The organism is Corynebacterium bovis DSM 20582 = CIP 54.80 (genome assembly GCF_030408615.1).
In the GTDB taxonomy this organism is placed as follows: Bacteria; Actinomycetota; Actinomycetes; order Mycobacteriales; family Mycobacteriaceae; genus Corynebacterium; species Corynebacterium bovis.
The window spans coordinates 1,248,416-1,267,184 of record NZ_CP047187.1; the positions used below are offsets into that span (position 1 = coordinate 1,248,416).

The window sequence follows — 18,769 nt, forward strand, 5'->3', positions numbered from 1 at the left end:
CGGCAGGTCGGACGGGCCCCGCGCGGGCGCGGCCGTCCCCGCTGCGGTGCGCGGGTGGAAAAGCCCGGCCCTGAAGAGCATGATGGGTCCCTGTGAGTACCCCGAGCACGACAACGATCGAGCGGCCCGACGTCCGCGAGGACAAGGCCACCGACAGCGACAGCCCGAAGTTCTTCCACTACGTGAAGAAGGACAGCATCGTGGAGTCGGCCGTGATGGGGAAGATGGTCGTCGCCCTGTGCGGTGAGACCTTCCCGGTCACGAAGCAGGCGAAGCCCGGCTCGCCGGTGTGCCCGGACTGTGAACGGATCTACAAGGGGCTGCGGAAGCGGTGAGCCTCCGCGTCTGGCAGCGTGAGGCCCTGGAGAAATACGTCGAGGAGGCGCCGCGGGACTATCTCGCCGTCGCGACCCCGGGGGCCGGGAAGACGACGTTCGCCCTGACGGTCGCGCGGATGCTGCTCGACACGAACGTCGTCCAGCGGGTCGTCATCGTCGTCCCCACCGAACACCTCAAGGTGCAGTGGGCGCAGTCGGCGGCGCGGCAGGGCCTCGCCATCGACGCGAAGTTCACGAACTCGTCGCCGGTCAACCCCTCCTACCACGGGGTCGCCGTGACGTACGCCCAGGTCGGGATGAAGCCGACGAAGCACTACCAGGTCGCCACCGCGAAGCGGACCCTCGTCATCCTCGACGAGATCCACCACGCGGGTGACGCGAAGAGCTGGGGCGACGGCGTCCGTCTCGCCTACGAGCACGCGGAGCGCCGCCTCGCCCTCACGGGGACACCGTTCCGGTCCGACGACAGCGCCATCCCGTTCGTCCGGTACCTCGACAGCGACGTCGGACCCGTGTCGGACGCCGACTACACGTACGGCTACTCCCAGGCGCTCAAGGACGGCGTGGTCCGTCCCGTCGTGTTCCTCGCGTACTCGGGGCAGGCCCGGTGGCGGTCGAGCGCGGGGGAGGAGTTCGAGGCCCGCCTCGGCGAGCCGCTCAACGCGGAGCAGACGGCCCGGGCGTGGCGCACCGCACTCGACCCCCGGGGGGAGTGGATCCCGGCGGTCCTCCAGGGTGCGCACACGCGGCTGCTGCAGCTCCGGCGGTCCATCCCCGACGCGGGCGGGCTCGTCATCGCCTCCGACACGACGACGGCCCGCGCCTACGCGAAGATCCTCGAGGGCATCAGCTCCACACCCGTGACCGTCGTCCTCTCCGACGAGGCCGGGGCGAGCGACCGCATCGACGAGTTCTCCGCCTCCACCGACGAGTGGATGGTCGCCGTGCGCATGGTGTCCGAGGGGGTCGACGTCCCGCGGCTCGCCGTCGGCGTGTACGCGACCTCCGCCTCGACCCCCCTGTTCTTCGCCCAGGCCATCGGGCGTTTCGTGCGTGCCCGCCGCCCCGGCGAGTCCGCGAGCGTCTTCCTCCCCTCCGTGCCGGTCCTGCTGGACCTCGCCTCGAAGCTCGAACGGCAGCGCAACCACGTCCTCGGCAAGCCGGACCGGCCCAAGGAGGGCTGGGACGACGAACTCCTCGCCCAGGCCAACCGCGAGGAGAACGAGAAGGACGAGCTGACGTCGTACGAGACGATCGAGGCCTCCGCCGAGCTCGACAGCCTCATCTACGACGGGTCGACGTACGGCACCGCGACGATGGCCGGCTCCAGCGAGGAGGAGGAGGAGTACCTCGGCCTGCCGGGGCTGCTCGACGCCGAGCAGATGCGGACGCTGCTCCGGCAGCGGCAGGCCGCCCAGCTCGACGCCCGGGCCCGGGCGGAGGCCGCCGAGCGCGAGGCCCGCGCCGCGGCCGCGGCACAGCCGGAGTCCGCCGGCGCGCGCCAGCACCAGGGCCGGGTGGCGAGTGAGGAACTGCCGGCGCTGCGCAAGGAGCTCAACGCGCTCGTCTCGATGACCTCGGCCCGGACCGGCCGGCCGCACGGGGCGATCCACAACGAGGCCCGGCGGAACTGCGGGGGACCGGCGACGGCCCTGTGCACGGCGGAGCAGCTCCGCGACCGCATCGCGTACCTGCGCACCTGGTGAGGGCGTCGGGTCGGATAGGGTGGGGAACCGACCGGCGCCGCGCGCACCGGACCCCCGCTCCGCCTGCGTCCGGGCAGGCCACCGAGCACAGCCCCCGAGACGTGGAGGACACACCCATGGCACAGGACCGACCCGACTACTCCGACCTCGACCGCGGCCGGGTGCGTGACCGCGGTGCGGGTGACCGGCCGCGAGGGGGATCGGCCCGCGCCGGTCGCGCCACCGGCGGGGGGACCGCCGGGCGGGCCGTGACGCCGGTGCGGAGTTCGGGGTTGTCGCTCGCGGCGCTCATCATCGCGATCCTCGCCCTGCCGGCCGCGATGCTGCCGCTCATCGGCCTCGTCACCGGGGTCGTCGCGGTCGCGGTCGCCCTCGTCGCGCTCATCGTCGCGATGCGGCGGGGCACGCCGCGGGGCTACGCCGTCGCCGCGCTCGTCATGGCCGCTCTCGCCGTGGCGGTGGCGGCCGTCGTGACGAACGCGGCGGGGGATGTCGCGCAACGGTGCGCGGGGATGTCGGGCGACGCCCTCACCCGGTGCCGGGAGGCCGGCGGGCAGCCCTGACCCCGCGCGCGGGAAGCCGCGCGGGAGACCGCGGCACCCCGGGGACGGGGCAGGGGGAAGGGGCAGGCCGGGCGTGGCAGGTCGTGCGTGGTAGGTCGTGCCGGGCCGGGGTCGAGGCCACGCACCCCAGGGGGTGAGGCCGGGCCGGGACCGGGACCACGACACACCCGGGGGCGGGTCGTGACCGGCGTCAGTCCAGGTAGTCCCGGAGCACCTGGGACCGGGAGGGGTGGCGCAGCTTCGACATCGTCTTCGACTCGATCTGCCGGATACGCTCCCGCGTCACCCCGTAGACCTGGCCGATCTCGTCGAGCGTGCGGGGCATCCCGTCGGTGAGGCCGAACCGCAGCTTGACGACACCGGCCTCACGGTCGGACAGCGTGTGGAGGACATCCTGCAGCTGGTCCTGGAGGAGGGTGAAGGACACCGCGTCCACCGCGATGACCGCCTCCGAGTCCTCGATGAAGTCGCCGAGCTGGCTGTCGCCCTCGTCGCCGATCGTCTGGTCGAGGGAGATCGGCTCGCGGGCGTACTGCTGGATCTCCAGGACCTTGTCCACGGAGATGTCCATCTCGCGGGCCAGCTCCTCCGGGGCCGGTTCGCGGCCGAGGTCCTGGAGCAGCTCCCGCTGGATCCGGCCGAGCTTGTTGATGACCTCGACCATGTGGACCGGGATGCGGATCGTGCGCGCCTGGTCCGCCATCGCGCGGGTGATCGCCTGGCGGATCCACCATGTGGCGTACGTCGAGAACTTGTATCCCTTGGTGTAGTCGAACTTCTCCACGGCCCGGATGAGGCCGAGGTTGCCCTCCTGGATGAGGTCGAGGAAGGCCATGCCGCGCCCGGTGTACCGCTTCGCGAGGGAGACGACGAGGCGGAGGTTCGCCTCGAGGAGGTGGTTCTTCGCCCGTCGCCCGTCGCGCTCGATCTCGCGCAGGTCTCGCCGGTTCATGGGGGAGATCTTCTCGCCCGCGGCCTTGATCTCGGAGAGCCGGTGGTGGGCGTAGAGGCCGGCCTCGATGCGCTTGGCGAGGGAGACCTCCTGCTCGGCGTTGAGCAGGGCGACCTTGCCGATCTGCTTGAGGTAGGCGCGGACCGAGTCGGCGGAGGCGGTGAGCTCGGCGTCCTTGCGGGCCTGGCGCAGCGCCGCGGACTCGTCCTCGTCCCAGACGAAGCGGCCTTCGTCGTCGTCCTCGTCCTCGTCGCCGGTGTCCGCGGCGTCGTCCGTGTCGTCGGCCTCGACACCGTCGACGGTGTCCACCGTGTCGGTGTCGGTGTCGTCGGCGAGGTCGTCGACGACGGTGACGTCGTCGACGTCGTCCTCGTCGGGGACGTCGGTGGCGGTGTCGACGTCGTCCACCGGGTCGATCCCGTCGACCTCGGTGGCGTCCGCCACGAGGTCGTCGGACACGTCGAGGGGGCCGTCCGGGCCGGCGGGGGACGTGGAGGACTGTGCGGCGGTCTTCTTCGCGGCGGCGTTCTTCTTCGCCGCCGTCTTCTTCGCAGCGGTCTTCTTCGGCGCAGCCTTCTTCGCGGCCGTCTTCTTGGCCGTGGCCTTCTTCGCGGCGGCCTTCTTCGTGGTCGTCGTGGCGGCCGGGGCCTCGTCGGCGGCGGCCTCCGCCTCACCGGCGCGTGCGGTGTCGGCCGGGGCCTCCGAGGCGGTCGCCGCACGGGGCGTCTTCCGCGCGGTGGCCTTCTTGGCCGCGGTCTTCTTCGCGGCGGTCCGCTTGGCCGCCGTCTTCTTCGCCGGGGTGGAGGTCGTCGCCTCCGCCGTCGCCGTGCCGGCGTCGGCGGGGGCAGCGGTCGACCCCGTGGCCACCGTGGGGGCAGCTGCCTCCGCGTCGGTGACCCCGGGGGCCGCCGTCGTCGGGGCGGGTGACTCCGTGACCGTCCGCGCGGCCGGCGACGCCGCCTTGCGTGCCACCTTCTTGGCGGCGGTCTTCTTCGCTACTTTCCGGCCGGCCGGGGTCGTGCCGTGGGTGGACGGATCGTTCGCTGCCACAGAAGCCCTTTCCAGTACAGATACGTGTTGTGACGCACCGTGGTGCGTGTGCTTCCTACGGAGTGCGGCAGGACGGTCGTGGGTCGGAGTCACCGACCTCTGAGAGCGTCAATTCCTTGCTGCGCACAACAGACCTCACATTATAACCCAGTGCCGGCCGGTCCTGCCCGTTCGGGCCGGTCACCGGGACGAGGACGGACGGTCAGGGCCGCAGCCCGTCGCGCACCGCGAGGGCGGCGCCGACGATGCCGGCACGGTTCCGCAGCTCCGCCGGGACGACCTCGGCGTCGACGGTCAGGTGCGGGATCCACTTCTCGGCCTTGCGGGAGATCCCGCCCCCGACGATGAACGTCCCGGGGGAAAAGAGGCGCCGGAACTCGTGGAGGACGCCGTCGACCCGCTTCGCCCACTCCTTGTACGAGAGCTCCTCGCGGTCACGGACCGCGGACGACGCCCAGGTCTCCGTCTCGCCGTTCGCGTAGGGGAAGTGCCCGAGCTCCGTGTTCGGGAACAGGTGCCCGTCCATGAGGAGGGCTGAGCCGATGCCGGTGCCGAAGGTCAGCATGATGACCGAGCCGGACCGTGCCCGCGGGTCCCCGTAGGTGACCTCGGCGATGCCAGCGGCGTCGGCGTCGTTGAGGACGGTGATCGTGCGGTCCCGGCCGAGGTGCCGGTGGAACAGCTCGTCGACGTCCGTGCCGATCCACGTCGGGTCGATGTTGGCCGCCGACTCGGCGGTCTGGTTCCGGACGACCGCCGGGACGGTGAGCCCGACGGGGCCCTCCCACCCGGCCTCGTCGAGGAGCCGGGCGACGGTCTCCGCGACGGCGTCGGGGGTCGCCGGTCGCGGGGTCTCGATCTTGATGCGGTCGGTCGTGAACTCGCCCGTCGAGTAGTCGACGGCGGCCCCCTTGATGCCGCTCCCGCCGATGTCGACACCGAAGCCGATCTCCGGTGACTGCGTTCCCGAACCCTCTGCCACGCCGTGCCCTTCCGTGTGTGCCGCTGCTGCCGCTGATGCCATGGAGCCTGATCGTACAGTCAGAGCGGGCCCGCGCGTAGCCCGCGTCGAGGGGCGGGTCGCCGGCGCGGGAGGAACCCCCGCGGGGGTCGCCGACGGGGGTGATGTGACAACCGTTCCCGAGTGATTTAGTATCCGCGAACGACGCACCGCCGATTCCGTGCCCGACACGGGGCTCACCGTCGTCGGCCGGCCGGAATCGGGCCGTGCCCTCCGCACTCACACGACACCACGATCCACCGAGGAGATGACGATGGCCACGGACTACGACGCACCGCGGACGCGGACCGACGAGCAGATCGAGACGGATTCGCTCGAAGGTCTCAAGGCCGCGGAGAAGGCGGAACCCGCCGTCGACGACACCGACGACGGCGACATCGTCGAACCCTTCGACATCCCGATGGCGGAGCTGTCGGGTGAGGAGCTCTCCGGCTCCGTCATCCCCCGGCAGAGCGACGAGTTCACGTGCAGCGTGTGCTTCCTCGTCCAGCACCGCAGCCGCATCGCCGAGGACGAGGGCGACGGCACGTACATCTGCGTCGACTGCGCCTGAGTCGAGCGGGGGAGCGCACGACCGCACGGCGGTCAGGAGGGTGCCGCAGCAGGCCCGGCGGAGGGGGTGGCGTCGTGACCCGGGGTCAGACGACGGGCCGGTCGAGGGCCGCGAGCAGGCGGTCGGGGGCGGTCGAGGACACGAGCCAGTAGGGGGTCGGGTCGTCCGGGTCGTCGAGCACGAGCAGCGCCATCGTCGGGACCCACGCCTTGTGGACGACGAAGGCCGCGGGGTCGAGCTGCCGGCCCATCGCCGCACTCTTCGCGGTGTGGGGGACGACCATCGTCCGCGAGACGACGGAGGCCGGGAGCGACGCGTCACCGACGTCGAGCCACCGCTCGCCGTCGTCGTCGGTGACGACGCGGATGCGCGTGCGGGACATCCACCACAGGGCCCACCCGGCCAGGCCCATGACGACGATGAACGCCACCACCCCGACCCATGTGGGGCGGGACATCTGGCTCTGCCACCCGATGAGGGCGGAGACACCGAGCGCGAGAAGCCACCAGGATAAGGGGACGCGCTGGGTCTCCTCGTAGAGGACGCGCGAGCGCGACGGCCCGTTGTGGCCGTCTGCGGCGTCGGAACCGGACGTCGGGTCACTGGTGGAAGTCACGGTGAGCAAGTCTAGCCCCCGGGGGTGCCCCGGCCGGTCAACGCTCCCCGTCGGGCGACCCCGGCCGTCCGCGGCCGGCCCCCCGGCACCGCCCCGGACCCCGGCGCCGGATGGCGGCGCGGCGGACCTGCCGTAGACTACGGCCCATGAATGACCCCAGCCCGAGCGACACCGTGACCGCATCCGCGACGACCGCGACATCCTCCGCCCCGACGACCGGCGGCGGGCGGGGGACCGGGCTGGGCGGCGGTGACGAACCGCTCCGCGTCCACCGGCTCGACCGGGACCTGCCGCTGCCCCGCCGGGCACACCCGGGGGACGCCGGGATCGACCTCCACTCCACGGAGGACCTCACCCTGCAGCCCGGACAGCGGGAGCTCGTCGGCACGGGCATCGCCGTCGCCCTGCCGCCCGGCACCGTCGGCCTCGTCCACCCGCGGTCGGGTCGGGCGTGGCGGGACGGGCTGTCGATCGTCAACGCGCCCGGCACGGTGGACGCCGGCTACCGGGGCGAGATCAAGGTCTGCCTCATCAACCTCGACCGGGTGACCCCCGTGACGATCGCCCGCGGCGACCGGATCGCCCAGTTCCTCGTGCAGGACGTCCGGCTCTGCGAGGTCGAGGAGGTCGCGGATGCGGCGGACCTGGGGGAGAGTGAACGTGGGGACGGCGGCCACGGGTCGAGCGGGACGTGACCCCTCACCCGGGAGGGGGCCGACGGGACCCCACCGGCACCGACCGCAGCAGCACGTGGTGACACCCTGAGCGGTGTCCGCCACGACCAGGCGTGGACCAGGCAGCAACGTTGAAGGAGGCGGAGGCGACATGTGGCCTTTCGGATCGAACAAGAAGGACAGCACCGGGGACGACCCGGCGGACGGCCGGACCGTCGCCCCGGGCGAGACCCGCGGTGACGACGTGACCGGGACGGCCGACGCCCCCGGGCGGACGGGGGACGCGACCCGGGACCCCCGCGGCGGCTCCGTGTCGGCCGGGGCGACGGCGGCCACGGCCGGTGGCCCGGCGGACGACTACGACCCGGTCAACGGGGAGTACGGCCCGTTCGACGGTGACTCCGTGAGCTACACCGACTTCGACTTCTCGGACTTCGCGAAGGGCGGCCTGGACCTCGGCTCGATCATGGTCCCCGTTCCCCACACCGCCGAGGTGCAGGTCGAGATGGGGCCGGAGGGCCCGCAGATGATCCACGTCATCTGCGAACACGGCCGGTTGACGCCGGTCGCCTTCGCCGCGCCGCGGGCCGGTGGCCTGTGGCAGGAGGCGATCCCCGACATCGTCGAGGGGATGCGCGCCGACGGCATGACCGTCGAGGTGGGCCGGGGACCGTGGGGCGACGAGGTCCTCGCCGAGGCCGGCGACGGCGCCATGCGGATCATCGGCGTCGACGGCCCGCGGTGGATGCTCCGCCTCACCCTCGCCGGCCCCGCGTCGTCCCGGGACGCGCTCGCCGAGCTCGCCCGGGAGGTGCTCGCCCGGACGTTCGTCGTCCGCGGGACCGAGCCGATCCCCGCGGGGACGCCTCTTCCGGTGACGATCCCCGCGGCGATGGCGGAGGAGCTGCAGCGCGCCCTCGCCGAGCAGCAGGCCCAGGCCGCGGCCCAGGTCCAGGGTGGTACGCCGGGGGCCGACGGCGGCGGTGCGGCCCCGACACCCCGGGGCCCGGAGCGCACCGGCGGGGCGACACCCCGCCAGCAGGTCGACGGCGGTGAGCCGGGGCCGGGGTCCGACGCCGGCACCGGGCGTCCCGCGGGCGGGGCGTCATGACCGGCGACCTCGACCGTGACCCGACGGACGTGGACGGGCCGGGTGACGGGCGGCCGGCGCCGGAGCGGCCCGGGGTCGGCGCGGCCCGCGGGGACCTCGCGGACATCACGGACGAACCCGTGGAGAAGGGCGCCGGGACGGTGCTCGAGCAGATGGGCGGCCTCAGCGGCATGGTCGCGTCGGTGCTGCCGGTCCTCGTGCTCGTCCCCGTCAACGCCCGCTGGGGGCTGACCCCGGCGATCGTGTCCGCCGTCGTCGTCGCGCTCGCGGTGTTCGCGTGGCGGCTCGTCCGGCGGGAGACGGTGCAGCCGGCGGTGTCGGGGCTCCTCGGCGTCGCGGTGTGTGCGCTCATCGCCTGGTGGGTCGGGGACGCGAAGGGCTACTTCGCGTACGGCATCTGGTACTCGCTCGTCGCCGGCATCGCGTTCGTCGTGTCGTGCGTCGTGCGGTGGCCGCTGGTCGGGGCGCTGTGGCACGCGGTCAACGGCCGTGGGCACCGGTGGCGCTCGAACCGCGTCGCCGTGCGGGCGTACACGTGGGCGACGCTCGCGTGGGCAGTGGTCTTCTTCGCCCGCTTCGCCGTCCAGCAGTGGTTCTACGCCCAGGACTCGACGGGCGCCCTCGGCGTCGCGCGCATCGTCATGGGTGTGCCCTTGACCGTCGTCGTCGTCCTCATCTCCGTCTGGGCCGTGCGGCGTGCCGACGGGGCCGAGCGGTGACCCCGGCGGGCCGGGGCGACCGTGACCGGTCGACCGCCGGTGACGGTGCCGGCGCAGGTGCCGGTACGCCGCGGGAGACCGTCGTCCTCGACGTCGGTGGACCCGCCCACGGCGGGGCGGTCATCGGCCGGCTCGACGGGCAGGTGGTCTTCGTCGACGGGGCGCTCCCGGACGAGCGGGGGGTGACGGTCGAGCTCGACCCCGCCAGCAGCTCCCGGAGCCGGCGCCGCTTCCGCACGGGCCACGCGGTCGCCGTCGCGGACCCGTCGCCCGACCGCGTCGACCCCGTGTGCCCGGCCGCCCGGGCGGGCGCCGGCTGCTGCGACCTGGACACGGTGACGCCGGCGGGGGCGCTCGCGCTCAAGCGGCGCGTCGTCGTCGACCAGATGCGTCGGATCGGGCACGTGGACCTCACGCCGGACGCCGCCACCGGGGGCCTCGTCACGTCCGCCCAGCCGGAGCCGGTCACCGGGTACCGGACCCGGGTGCGGCTCGGTGTCGACGCCGACGGGCGGCTCGGCGCGCGCCGGCGTGGGGGACACGACCTCGTGCCGGTCGCCGGCGCCCCGTGCGCGCAGTGGAGCCCGGCCCTCGTCGAGGCCGTCACGGCCTGCGACGCCGCCGGTGCGGACCCGGGGACGGACGTGTGCGTCGCCGTCGGGTCGGACGGGGGCTGGGCCGCCGTCGAGATCGGCGGACCCCGGTCGCGGACGCGGCGGCGGGTCCTGACCGGGGCCGGCCCCGACGGTGCCGGTGACCCCCGCGGTCTCGTCCGCCACGTCGTCGACGGCCGCGCGTGGGAGACCCCCGCCGAGGCCTTCTGGCAGGCGCACCGCGCGGCACCGGAGCTGTACACGCGGTGGATCAGGGACCACGTCCCGGCCGGACCCGGGTGCGGGTGGGACCTCTACGGCGGCGCGGGCGTGTTCGCCGCGACGCTCGCCGGGCTGGTCGACGGCGGGGTCGACTGCGTCGACGTCGCGACGGGGGCCACGGCCGCCGGACGGGCGACCCTCGGGGACCTCGACGTGCGGTTCGTCGACGGGGCGGTGGACCGACGGATCGACGGTCTGCGCTCCCGGGGCGGACTGCACGTCGTCTGCCTCGACCCGCCCCGCACCGGTGCCGGCGCGGAGACGGTGCGCCGCGTCGCCGCCGCCCGGCCCCGGCACGTCGTCCACGTCGCCTGCGACCCGGCGACCGGTGCGCGCGACCTCGCCGCGTGGCGTGAGGAGGGGTACGGGCTGCAGGCCCTGACCGTCGTGGACGCCTTCGGGCTCACCCATCACGTGGAGGTCCTCATGCACCTGACGCCCACGTCCGACGCGGGCGAGTGACACGGCGTGCGGTTCGGGCCGCTCCCGGGGCCCCGGCTGCAGACCTGACCGACGTCCCGTCCGGGGTGAGCGAATACCGTTGGGGTCCCCACGGGCCGTAAGATGGCGGGAATGACGGGCCCGGCCCCGGTCACGGCCCCCACGCGGCGAGCCGGACCGCGGCAGGGCCGGTGGCGCCCGGGTCGCAGTCGCGGGCTCCACCGCCGACGACGACAGACGACACGGGACGGAGACGTAAGAGCGCGAATGTCCATCCTCGAGACGATTTCCACACCGGCGGACCTGCGGGCGCTCCCGCAGGAGGACCTGGAGACCCTGGCGGGGGAGATCAGGTCCTTCCTCATCGAGAAGGTCTCCGCGACCGGCGGCCACCTGGGCCCGAATCTCGGTGTCGTCGAACTCACCATCGCGCTCCACCGGGTGTTCGACAGCCCCCGGGACCCGGTGATCTTCGACACCGGTCACCAGGCGTACGTCCACAAGATCCTCACCGGCCGCCGCGACCTCTTCGACACCCTCCGTCAGAAGGACGGCCTCAGCGGCTACCCCTGCCGCGCGGAGAGCCCGCACGACTGGACGGAGTCCTCCCACGCCTCGGCGTCGCTCTCCTACGCGGACGGCCTGGCGAAGGCCTTCGAACTCACGGGCCAGTCGGACCGGCACGTCGCGGCCGTCGTCGGGGACGGCGCCCTCACCGGCGGCATGACGTGGGAGGCGCTGAACAACATCGCGATGGGCAAGCGTCGCCCGATCACCGTCGTCGTCAACGACAACGGCCGGTCGTACTCGCCGACGATCGGCGGCTTCGCGGAGACCCTCGCGTCGCTCCGGCTCCAGCCGGCGTACGACAAGGTCATGGAGTCCGGGAAGAACTCCCTCGGCCGCATGGGGTGGGTCGGTGACCGCGCCTTCCAGGTCATCCACGGCCTCAAGGAGGGCGTGAAGCACGCCGTCATCCCGCACGAGATGTTCTCCAACCTGGGCCTGAAGTACATCGGCCCCGTCGACGGCCACGACCTGCGCTCGGTCGAGAACGCCCTGCGGTACGCGAAGGACTACAACGGCCCGGTCATCGTCCACACCGTGACGAAGAAGGGCCACGGGTTCGCCCCGGCGGAGAACGACGAGGCCGACCAGATGCACTCGACGGGTGTCATCGACCCGGTGACCGGCGAGCCGAAGAAGGCCTCCGGCCCGGGGTGGACCGGGGTGTTCTCCCGGGAGCTCATCGCCGCGGCCGATGAGCGGGAGGACATCGTCGCCATCACGGCGGCGATGGCCGGGCCGACGGGCCTCGCGGAGTTCGCCCGCCACCACCCGGAGCGGACCTTCGACGTGGGCATCGCCGAGCAGCACGCGGTGACCTCCGCCGCCGGTCTCGCCCTCGGGGGCATGCACCCGGTCGTCGCCGTGTACTCGACGTTCCTCAACCGTGCCTTCGACCAGCTGCTCATGGACGTCGGCCTGCTGCACCTGCCGGTGACGCTCGTGCTCGACCGGGCCGGTGTCACCGGTAGCGACGGCGCGTCGCACAACGGGGTGTGGGACCTGTCGGTGTGCGGCATCGTCCCGGGGATCCACGTCGCCGCGCCGCGTGACGGTCGGCGGCTGCGGGAGGCCCTCGGCCGGTGCCTCGCCATCTCCGACGGCCCCAGCGTCGTGCGGTTCCCGAAGGGCTCGGTGCCGGGCGACGTCGAGGCGGTGCGCTCGCTCGAGGGTGCGGACGTGCTGTTCGAGACGACGGACACCCCGGCGGCCGGCGCGTCCGGGCACCGGGTGCTCATCGTCAGTGTCGGGGCGCTCTCCGGGTCCGCGCTCGCGGCCGCGCGGGCGCTCGAGGCGGAGGGGCACGTCGTCACCGTCGTCGACCCGACGTGGGTCCTGCCCGTGCCGGAGACCGTCGTCGACCTCGCCCGGGAGGCGGACCTCGTCGTCACCCTCGAGGACAACGGGGTCCACGGCGGGGCGGGGTCCGCGGTCCAGCAGGCGCTCAACGAGGCCGAGGTCGACACGCCGGTGCGTCACGTGGCGGTCCCGCAGGAGTACCTCGACCACGGCAGCCGCACCGAGGTGCTCGTCGAGCTCGGGATGGACGGCGACGGCGTGGAGAAGCGGGTCCTGGACTGGACCCGGAACCTGTGGGGGACCCCGGAGGCGGACTGACGTCGTCGACGGCCCCGGGGGACGGCCGTCAGACCCGCGGCGGCGACGGTGCCCGGTCGGGGCTCAGTCGAGCCCGGCCCCCGGGTCGCCGCCGACCGCGTCCGCGACCGTCGCGACGAAGCCCGGGGCCAACAGCCCGCACTGCCAGGGCCGGAGCCCCCGCTGGTCGAGGACCGAGGTGACGAAGTCCTCCAGCACCCCGACCGGGTCGGGGTCGACGTCCGGGTCCCGAAGCCGGGCGTCCCGGAGGAGGACCTCCCGCGCGCCCGTGGCGCACGTCCACGCCGCCGACCGGAGCGTCTTCATGACGATGAGGGTGTCCACCCCGATGCCCAGGTCACCGGCGACGTCCTCCGCGCACGCGCGGAAGCCGTCGCTGATCTCGGCGGCGAGCGGGTACTCCTCCCGCCACGTGCGGTGGTCGGGGACCGCGGTGCCGCGGCTCCGGAACGGGACGGGAAGGAACGCGGGGTCCTCGCCGAGCGCGTCGTCGACGGCGCGGTGCAGCGCCTCCTCGAGGGACGTGCCGAACACCGTGAGCTTCCGGTCCGGCCGGCCGCGGCCACGTCCGGGCCTGGCGAGGACCGCGGCCAGGGTCTCGCGCGCCCTCGCCGGGTGGGAGGCGACGGCGATGATGTCCGATGTCGCCAGGACCGTGGCCGGCGGGCGGTCCGCGCCGACGGCGGCGACGGTGCGGACGTACCACAGCCGTTGCACGAGGGCGAGGCTCCGGGGGGAGGTCAACGCCCCGACGCCCTTGAGCTCACGCCAGCCGGGGACCGCGACGGGGTGGGCGGCCGTGGCGAGGACGGCGGAGCACTCCTGCCGGTACCACGCGGCGCGACCGGCCTCGTCGAGCCTCCGCCGGGCCTCGTCGTGGAGGTCGAGGAGGAGTTCGACGTCGAGGACCGCGTAGGTGAGGAGGTCGGTGCCGAGGGGTCGCCGTGACCAGTCGTCCCGGCCGTGGTCCTTGGCGACGGTGACGCCGAGCATCTCCTCGAGCATGCCCGCGAGACCGACCTGGCCGAGTCCGAGCAGCTTCCCGGCGATCTGGGTGTCGTGGAGTTCCGCCGGGCGCCAGCCGAGGGAGACCAGGCAGGGCAGGTCGGTGTGCGCGGCGTGGAGGACCCACGGCAGCCCGTTCATCACCGTCGCGAGTCCGCGGGTCTCCCGGGGGACGGTCTCCGGGTCGATGAGCACGGTGCCGGAGCCGGCGCGCCGGAGCTGGATGAGGAACGCCCTGTCGTCGAGCCGGTAGCTCGACGCCCGTTCCGTGTCGACGGCCACCGGGCCGTGGCCCCGGGCGAGGATCCCGGCGACCTCGGCGACGGACGCGGGCGTGTCCCGGAGGGGCGGCAGCCCGTCCGCGGGGGCGGTGATGCGCGTGACCACGGGCGGTGCGACGTTTCAGTTCCGGCCGAGGACGGCCACGCCCTCGGGCGGGAGTCCGGCGACGTTGGCCAGCACCTCGGAGAAGGCGCGGACGTGGGCGCTGAGGTCCGGCTGGCCGGCGGTCCACGAGGCCCGCATCTCCAGCTGGTGGGCGCGGGGCGGGCCGCCGATGGAGCCGTACCGGACCGACGCGGTCGAGGTGACGGTGCCGCCGAGGTCCGTGACGTCGGCGTCGCCGGCGGCGAGGCCCTCGGTGAGCCAGTCCCACGCGACGTCGGGGAGCAGGGGGTCGGAGGCCACCGCGTCGTCCATGTCGGCCTGCACGTACGCGACGAGGCGCATCGCGCCGCCGCTGTGCTCCTCGGTCCGCGGGTCGTGGAGGAGGATGAGCCGGCCGAAGGCGTCGCCGTCGGTGGGGGCCGGGACGGCGCGGCCCGGCGTGACGGCGGTCGGCCGGGCGGCCTGCTCGGCGGCGGCGAGGAGCTCGTCCTCGGAGAGCCCGCGGTCGACCTCGAGGCCGACGGCGTGGCTGAGCGGGGCCAGTTTCCGCGGGGGACGGATCTCCGTGACGGTGATTCCGCTGCGGACCGGCGCCTCGTGCATGGAGCGCACAGCCAGGCGGAAGTTCTCGGGGATCGTCTCGGGGATCTCGGTCTCTGCTCTCACGGGGGTCAATGTAACGGGGGTGCCGCCGGCCCCCGGGGAGGCGCGCCGAGTCGGCGTTTCGGCGTCCACCGGTGGCGCTGGCATAATCGGCCCCATGACCGACACGCCTGCCGACCCGTCGACGCCCACGTCAGATGCCCTCCACCAGCGGCCCGGGGCCGCCGGGACGGGGCCGGTACCGGGCTCGGCCCCCGCGTCGGACGCCGCGGCGCCGCAGCCGTCGCCGCGTCGGCGGGCGGCGCACGACGCGCCCTTCCTCGCCGCCGCCCGCGGCGACCGCCCGTCCCGTCGTCCGGTGTGGATGATGCGCCAGGCCGGCCGGTCGTTGCCGGAGTACCGGGAGATCCGGCGGGGGACGGGGATGCTGGAGGCCTGTTTCACCCCGGAGATCCTCGCGGAGGTCACGATGCAGCCGGTGCGGCGGCACGACGCCGACGCCGCGATCCTGTTCTCGGACATCGTCGTCCCGCTCAAGGCGGCGGGGGTCGACGTCGACATCGTGGCGGGCCGCGGTCCCGTCGTCGAGCACCCGGTGCTCACGGCCGCGGATGTGGCCGCCCTGCCGACGGTGACGGAGGACCAGCTGGCACCGGTCGTCGAGGGGATCGGCGGGGTCCTCGGGGAGCTCCGTCCGGACCAGGTGCTCATCGGCTTCGCCGGCGCCCCGTTCACCCTCGCGTCGTACCTCATCGAGGGAGGGCCGTCGCGGAACCACGAGCGGACGAAGGCGCTGGCCTACAGCGACCCGGACCTGTGGCACGCGCTCATGGCCGCGCTGACCCCGACCGTCATCCGTTTCCTCACCGTCCAGGCGGAGGCGGGGGTGGACGCTGTGCAGCTGTTCGACTCGTGGGTCGGGCACCTCAGCGTCCGGGACTACGACCGGCTCGTCGCCCCGTACACCCGCCGGATCTTCGAGGCCGTGCGGCCGTACGGCATCCCCACGATCCACTTCGGCGTCGGCACCGGCGAGCTGCTGGGGACGATGGCGGCGACCGGGCCGGACGTCATGGGCGTGGACTGGCGGGTGCCGCTCGACACCGCCGCCGGGCGTGTGGCGGAGGCGGTCCGGTCCGGCGACCCCTCCCGGCAGGTGCCGGCTCTCCAGGGCAATCTTGATCCGGCGGTGCTCTTCGCGGGGGACGACGCCGTCCGCCGCCATGTCGACCGGATCTGCGCGGAGGCGGACCACGCGGTGGAGCGCGGGGACGCCCGGGGCCACATCTTCAACCTCGGCCACGGGGTCCTGCCGGACACCGACCCGGACGTCATCACCCGCGTCTTCGAGCGCGTGCACGCGCGCTGACCGGCCGGACCCGGCCCGGCGGCCGGGAGTGGCCGCCGGGCGTCCCCCGCACGGCGCCGGGCCGGCCGTGAGAGACTGGTGCGGGAGACCTGAACAAGACCGGCCCCGTGGGGCAAGGACATGAAAGGACCCGGTGACGTGGGCGCATCGAGGGCAGAGGACATGAGCGGCGTCGGCGGCGGGGCCGTCGGGGGGCGGGGAGGCCGTCGACCGGTCGTCGCCGTCATCGGCGGCGGGGTGTCCGGTCTCGCCGCGGCGTGGGAGCTGCGGCGCCGGACGGGCTCCGGGACGCGGATCCTCCTGCTCGAGGCGTACGGCCGCCTCGGCGGGAAGCTGAAGACCGTCGACTTCGACGGGGGCCCGGTGGACATGGGGGCGGAGGCGTTCCTCGCGCGACGGGAGGACTTCACCCGTCTCATCGACGACCTCGGGCTGTCCGGTGACCTCGTGTCCCCGTCGGGTGCCCGCAGCGCGTTCTTCGTCGACGGTGAGCTCACCGACATCCCCTCGGCGACGGTCATGGGTGTCCCCGCCGAGGGGGCCGCGGTCGCCGGGGTCGTGTCCGCGGAGGCGTGCCGTGCGGTCGACGCCGAGCGGGACGCGGAGCCCCTGCCGTGGGTGCCCGGTGACGACGTCAACGTGGGTCAGCTCGTCGGGGCCCGCTTCGGGCGGGAGGTCGTCGACCGGCTGGTCTCGCCGTTGCTCGGCGGCGTGTACTCCTGTGACGCGGACGACCTGGGGTTGCGGGCGACCGTGCCGCAGCTGGCGGAGGCGCTCGACGGGCTCGCGACGGCGGGGCGTCCCGTCTCGCTGGGCGCGGCGGTCCGCGAGGTGCTCGACGCCCGTCCGGCGCCCGCGGCCGGGGAGACCCGGCCCCCGGCGTTCGGTGCGTTGCGGGGCGGCTACCGGTCCCTGGTCCGCGCCCTCGCCGCGGGGGCGGACGCGGAGATCAAGCTCAACACCGCGGTCGAGTCGATCGGCCGCTACCGGGGCGGGTTCTACCTCGAGCCGGTCGGTGAGGTCGACGCGGTCGTCGTCGCGACCCCGGCCCCGACGGCCGCGGTCCTGCTCGCGGACACGGTGCCCGACGCCGCGGAGATCCTCTCGGCGGTGGACCTGGCGAGTTCCGCCGTCGTCGGGATGAGGTTCGACGACGCGTTCCTGCCGGACCGTTCCGGGGTGCTCATCGGGACGTCGGGGCCGACCGCGGCGAAGGCGTTCACCTTCTCCTCCCGGAAGTGGCCGCACCTCGGGGAGCGGGGCGGGGACCTCGTCCGCGCGAGCTTCGGCAGCTTCGGGGACGACAGCCTCGTCGAGGCCCCGGACGACGACCTGCTGGGCTACGCCCTCCGTGACCTGCGGACGGTCCTGGGACCGTGTCCCGACCCGGCCGAGATCTTCGTCCAGCGGTGGTGGGGTGGGCTTCCCCGCTACGGGGTCGGCCACGCCGAGCTGACGGGCATCGCCCGCGCCGCCGTCGACGCGGTGCCGGGGATCGCGCTCGCGGGCTCGTTCCTCGACGGGGTCGGGGTCCCGGCGTGCGCCGTCTCGGGCCGGGAGGCCGCGCGGAGCATCGCCGCGGAGTTGTGACGGTCCCCACCACGCCCTGGTGGATCATCCGACGTGACCCCGCCGCGCGGGGGCGGGGGTGCGGACCTGTGACGCACCCCACGTCACCCCGCTGACCCTGCGCCCGCGGACCGACGTAAGTTTGAGGGGAAGACGGTCCGCCGCGGAAGTGGCGGCGTCGGCACCCGAGACCCGGCACCCGGGCGGGGCCGAGGGCCGCGCGCACGACCGTCCCCGCACCCACCCCATCCCGCCGGACACCCGGCGTACCCGAAGGAGACCCCGCGATGGCGAAGCTGGACTTTACGAGCCTCAACGAGAAACTGCAGTACACGATGTGGTCCGTGTTCTCGGTGCGTCACGGTGAGCTCCCGGAGGACCGGGCGGCCGTCGCCGCGGACCTCGAGGCGTTCATCCGCTCCTACGACGACGAGGAACTCACCATCCGCGGCGTCTACGACATCACCGGCCAGCGCGCCGAGGCCGACCTCATGATCTGGTGGCACGCCGAGAAGTTCGAGGACCTCCAGTCCGCCTACAAGCGCTTCCTCCGGGAGACGACGATCGGCCAGCTCTGCGACCCGGTGTGGTCCAACGCCGCGCTCCACCGGCCGGCCGAGTTCAACAAGTCCCACCTGCCGTCGTTCATCATGGGTGAGGACCCGGGCGACTGGATCTCCGTCTACCCGTTCGTCCGCTCCTACGACTGGTACCTGCTCCCGGACGACGAGCGCCGGAAGATCCTCGCCGAGCACGGCATGGCCGCCCGGGGCTACGACGAGGTGCGGGCGAACACCGTCCCCGCCTTCGCCCTCGGTGACTACGAGTGGATCCTCGCCTTCGAGTCGCCGACGCTCGACCGCATCGTGGACCTCATGTACACCATGCGGTACACCGAGGCCCGCCGGCACGTCCGCGAGGAGATCCCGTTCTTCACCGGGCGCCGGGTCAACGACGACATCGCGGGGTTCGTCGCCTCCCTGCCGTGACGCGGTCGTGAGCGGCGCCGGGGGGGGCTGCGGCGCCGGTCCGC

The 18,769-nt window shown here is 73.8% G+C and carries 17 protein-coding genes; 12 read left to right on the plus strand and 5 right to left on the minus strand.

All coding sequences use genetic code 11. The features are described from left to right. The first annotated feature begins 92 nt into the window (after nucleotides 1-92). From CBOVI_RS04935 to CBOVI_RS04945, 3 genes are all read left to right on the plus strand, one after another. Nucleotides 93-335 carry a DUF3039 domain-containing protein gene (locus tag CBOVI_RS04935; protein ID WP_010267823.1) on the plus strand — a complete coding sequence of 81 codons (243 nt, stop codon included), beginning with the start codon at nucleotides 93-95 and terminating at the stop codon, nucleotides 333-335. Then, the gene (locus CBOVI_RS04940) at nucleotides 332-2,044 is read left to right on the plus strand and encodes a DEAD/DEAH box helicase (protein WP_183273721.1); all 1,713 of its coding nucleotides are present in this window, start codon (nucleotides 332-334) and stop codon (nucleotides 2,042-2,044) included. Before CBOVI_RS04935 ends, CBOVI_RS04940 begins: the two co-directional genes overlap by 4 nt. A gap of 116 nt (nucleotides 2,045-2,160) precedes the next feature. Beyond that, entirely contained in the window at nucleotides 2,161-2,607 is a 447-nt protein-coding gene (locus tag CBOVI_RS04945; protein WP_010272517.1) for a hypothetical protein, read from the plus strand. A gap of 190 nt (nucleotides 2,608-2,797) precedes the next feature. Here CBOVI_RS04945 and CBOVI_RS04950 read toward each other — a convergent pair whose 3' ends face one another. Both CBOVI_RS04950 and ppgK read right to left on the minus strand, forming a co-directional pair. Beyond that, entirely contained in the window at nucleotides 2,798-4,609 is a 1,812-nt protein-coding gene (locus CBOVI_RS04950; RefSeq protein WP_232625876.1) for an RNA polymerase sigma factor, read from the minus strand. 202 nt (nucleotides 4,610-4,811) lie between these two features. Continuing rightward, nucleotides 4,812-5,591: a polyphosphate--glucose phosphotransferase gene (gene ppgK, locus CBOVI_RS04955; RefSeq protein ID WP_010272521.1), complete on the minus strand. Its 780-nt coding sequence runs from the start codon at nucleotides 5,589-5,591 to the stop codon at nucleotides 4,812-4,814. A 292-nt stretch (nucleotides 5,592-5,883) separates the two neighbouring features. Between ppgK and CBOVI_RS04960 the strand changes: the two genes are divergently transcribed. Continuing rightward, nucleotides 5,884-6,183, plus strand: coding sequence for a DUF4193 domain-containing protein (locus tag CBOVI_RS04960; protein WP_010272523.1), 300 nt, complete (start codon nucleotides 5,884-5,886; stop codon nucleotides 6,181-6,183). Nucleotides 6,184-6,268: 85 nt separating this feature from the next. On the opposite strand, the gene CBOVI_RS04965 is transcribed toward CBOVI_RS04960, so the two are convergent. After that, nucleotides 6,269-6,808: a DUF3093 domain-containing protein gene (locus CBOVI_RS04965; RefSeq protein WP_010272525.1), complete on the minus strand. Its 540-nt coding sequence runs from the start codon at nucleotides 6,806-6,808 to the stop codon at nucleotides 6,269-6,271. A 137-nt stretch (nucleotides 6,809-6,945) separates the two neighbouring features. On the opposite strand from CBOVI_RS04965, the gene dut reads away from it, so the two are divergent. From dut to dxs, 5 genes are all read left to right on the plus strand, one after another. Further along, nucleotides 6,946-7,494, plus strand: a complete 549-nt coding sequence (gene dut, locus CBOVI_RS04970; protein ID WP_010272527.1) for a dUTP diphosphatase — start codon at nucleotides 6,946-6,948, stop codon at nucleotides 7,492-7,494. A 130-nt stretch (nucleotides 7,495-7,624) separates the two neighbouring features. Continuing rightward, nucleotides 7,625-8,584 carry a DUF3710 domain-containing protein gene (locus CBOVI_RS04975; protein WP_125187063.1) on the plus strand — a complete coding sequence of 320 codons (960 nt, stop codon included), beginning with the start codon at nucleotides 7,625-7,627 and terminating at the stop codon, nucleotides 8,582-8,584. Beyond that, on the plus strand, nucleotides 8,581-9,303 hold the full coding sequence (locus tag CBOVI_RS04980; protein ID WP_083826057.1) for a DUF3159 domain-containing protein: 723 nt from the start codon (nucleotides 8,581-8,583) through the stop codon (nucleotides 9,301-9,303). The genes CBOVI_RS04975 and CBOVI_RS04980 overlap by 4 nt, the downstream gene beginning before the upstream one ends. Then, the gene (locus tag CBOVI_RS04985; protein ID WP_125186695.1) at nucleotides 9,300-10,640 is read left to right on the plus strand and encodes a class I SAM-dependent RNA methyltransferase; all 1,341 of its coding nucleotides are present in this window, start codon (nucleotides 9,300-9,302) and stop codon (nucleotides 10,638-10,640) included. The genes CBOVI_RS04980 and CBOVI_RS04985 overlap by 4 nt, the downstream gene beginning before the upstream one ends. Nucleotides 10,641-10,886: 246 nt before the next feature. After that, nucleotides 10,887-12,803, plus strand: coding sequence for a 1-deoxy-D-xylulose-5-phosphate synthase (dxs, locus tag CBOVI_RS04990; protein WP_010274710.1), 1,917 nt, complete (start codon nucleotides 10,887-10,889; stop codon nucleotides 12,801-12,803). 63 nt (nucleotides 12,804-12,866) lie between these two features. On the opposite strand, the gene CBOVI_RS04995 is transcribed toward dxs, so the two are convergent. Further along, nucleotides 12,867-14,195 carry a ribonuclease D gene (locus CBOVI_RS04995; protein WP_010274707.1) on the minus strand — a complete coding sequence of 443 codons (1,329 nt, stop codon included), beginning with the start codon at nucleotides 14,193-14,195 and terminating at the stop codon, nucleotides 12,867-12,869. 15 nt (nucleotides 14,196-14,210) lie between these two features. Further along, complete coding sequence (locus tag CBOVI_RS05000) at nucleotides 14,211-14,861, minus strand: DUF3000 domain-containing protein (protein ID WP_010274704.1); 651 nt, start codon at nucleotides 14,859-14,861, stop codon at nucleotides 14,211-14,213. Nucleotides 14,862-14,955: 94 nt separating this feature from the next. Here CBOVI_RS05000 and hemE point away from each other — a divergent pair, with 94 nt between their 5' ends. From hemE to hemQ, 3 genes are all read left to right on the plus strand, one after another. Continuing rightward, nucleotides 14,956-16,167: a uroporphyrinogen decarboxylase gene (gene hemE, locus CBOVI_RS05005; protein ID WP_183273720.1), complete on the plus strand. Its 1,212-nt coding sequence runs from the start codon at nucleotides 14,956-14,958 to the stop codon at nucleotides 16,165-16,167. A 138-nt stretch (nucleotides 16,168-16,305) separates the two neighbouring features. Further along, nucleotides 16,306-17,757: a protoporphyrinogen oxidase gene (gene hemG, locus CBOVI_RS05010; RefSeq protein ID WP_237698735.1), complete on the plus strand. Its 1,452-nt coding sequence runs from the start codon at nucleotides 16,306-16,308 to the stop codon at nucleotides 17,755-17,757. A 266-nt stretch (nucleotides 17,758-18,023) separates the two neighbouring features. Continuing rightward, nucleotides 18,024-18,725, plus strand: coding sequence for a hydrogen peroxide-dependent heme synthase (gene hemQ, locus CBOVI_RS05015; protein ID WP_010272623.1), 702 nt, complete (start codon nucleotides 18,024-18,026; stop codon nucleotides 18,723-18,725). Nucleotides 18,726-18,769 lie beyond the last annotated feature (44 nt).

Excerpts from the sequence above, each read along its gene's own strand:
- CBOVI_RS04945 (WP_010272517.1), top strand. The coding sequence starts at position 2,161 with ATGGCACAGGACCGACCCGACTACTCCGACCTCGACCGCGGCCGGGTG.
- CBOVI_RS04960 (WP_010272523.1), top strand. The coding sequence starts at position 5,884 with ATGGCCACGGACTACGACGCACCGCGGACGCGGACCGACGAGCAGATC.
- dut (WP_010272527.1), top strand. The coding sequence starts at position 6,946 with ATGAATGACCCCAGCCCGAGCGACACCGTGACCGCATCCGCGACGACC.
- CBOVI_RS04975 (WP_125187063.1), top strand. The coding sequence starts at position 7,625 with ATGTGGCCTTTCGGATCGAACAAGAAGGACAGCACCGGGGACGACCCG.
- CBOVI_RS04980 (WP_083826057.1), top strand. The coding sequence starts at position 8,581 with ATGACCGGCGACCTCGACCGTGACCCGACGGACGTGGACGGGCCGGGT.
- dxs (WP_010274710.1), top strand. The coding sequence starts at position 10,887 with ATGTCCATCCTCGAGACGATTTCCACACCGGCGGACCTGCGGGCGCTC.
- hemE (WP_183273720.1), top strand. The coding sequence starts at position 14,956 with ATGACCGACACGCCTGCCGACCCGTCGACGCCCACGTCAGATGCCCTC.
- hemQ (WP_010272623.1), top strand. The coding sequence starts at position 18,024 with ATGGCGAAGCTGGACTTTACGAGCCTCAACGAGAAACTGCAGTACACG.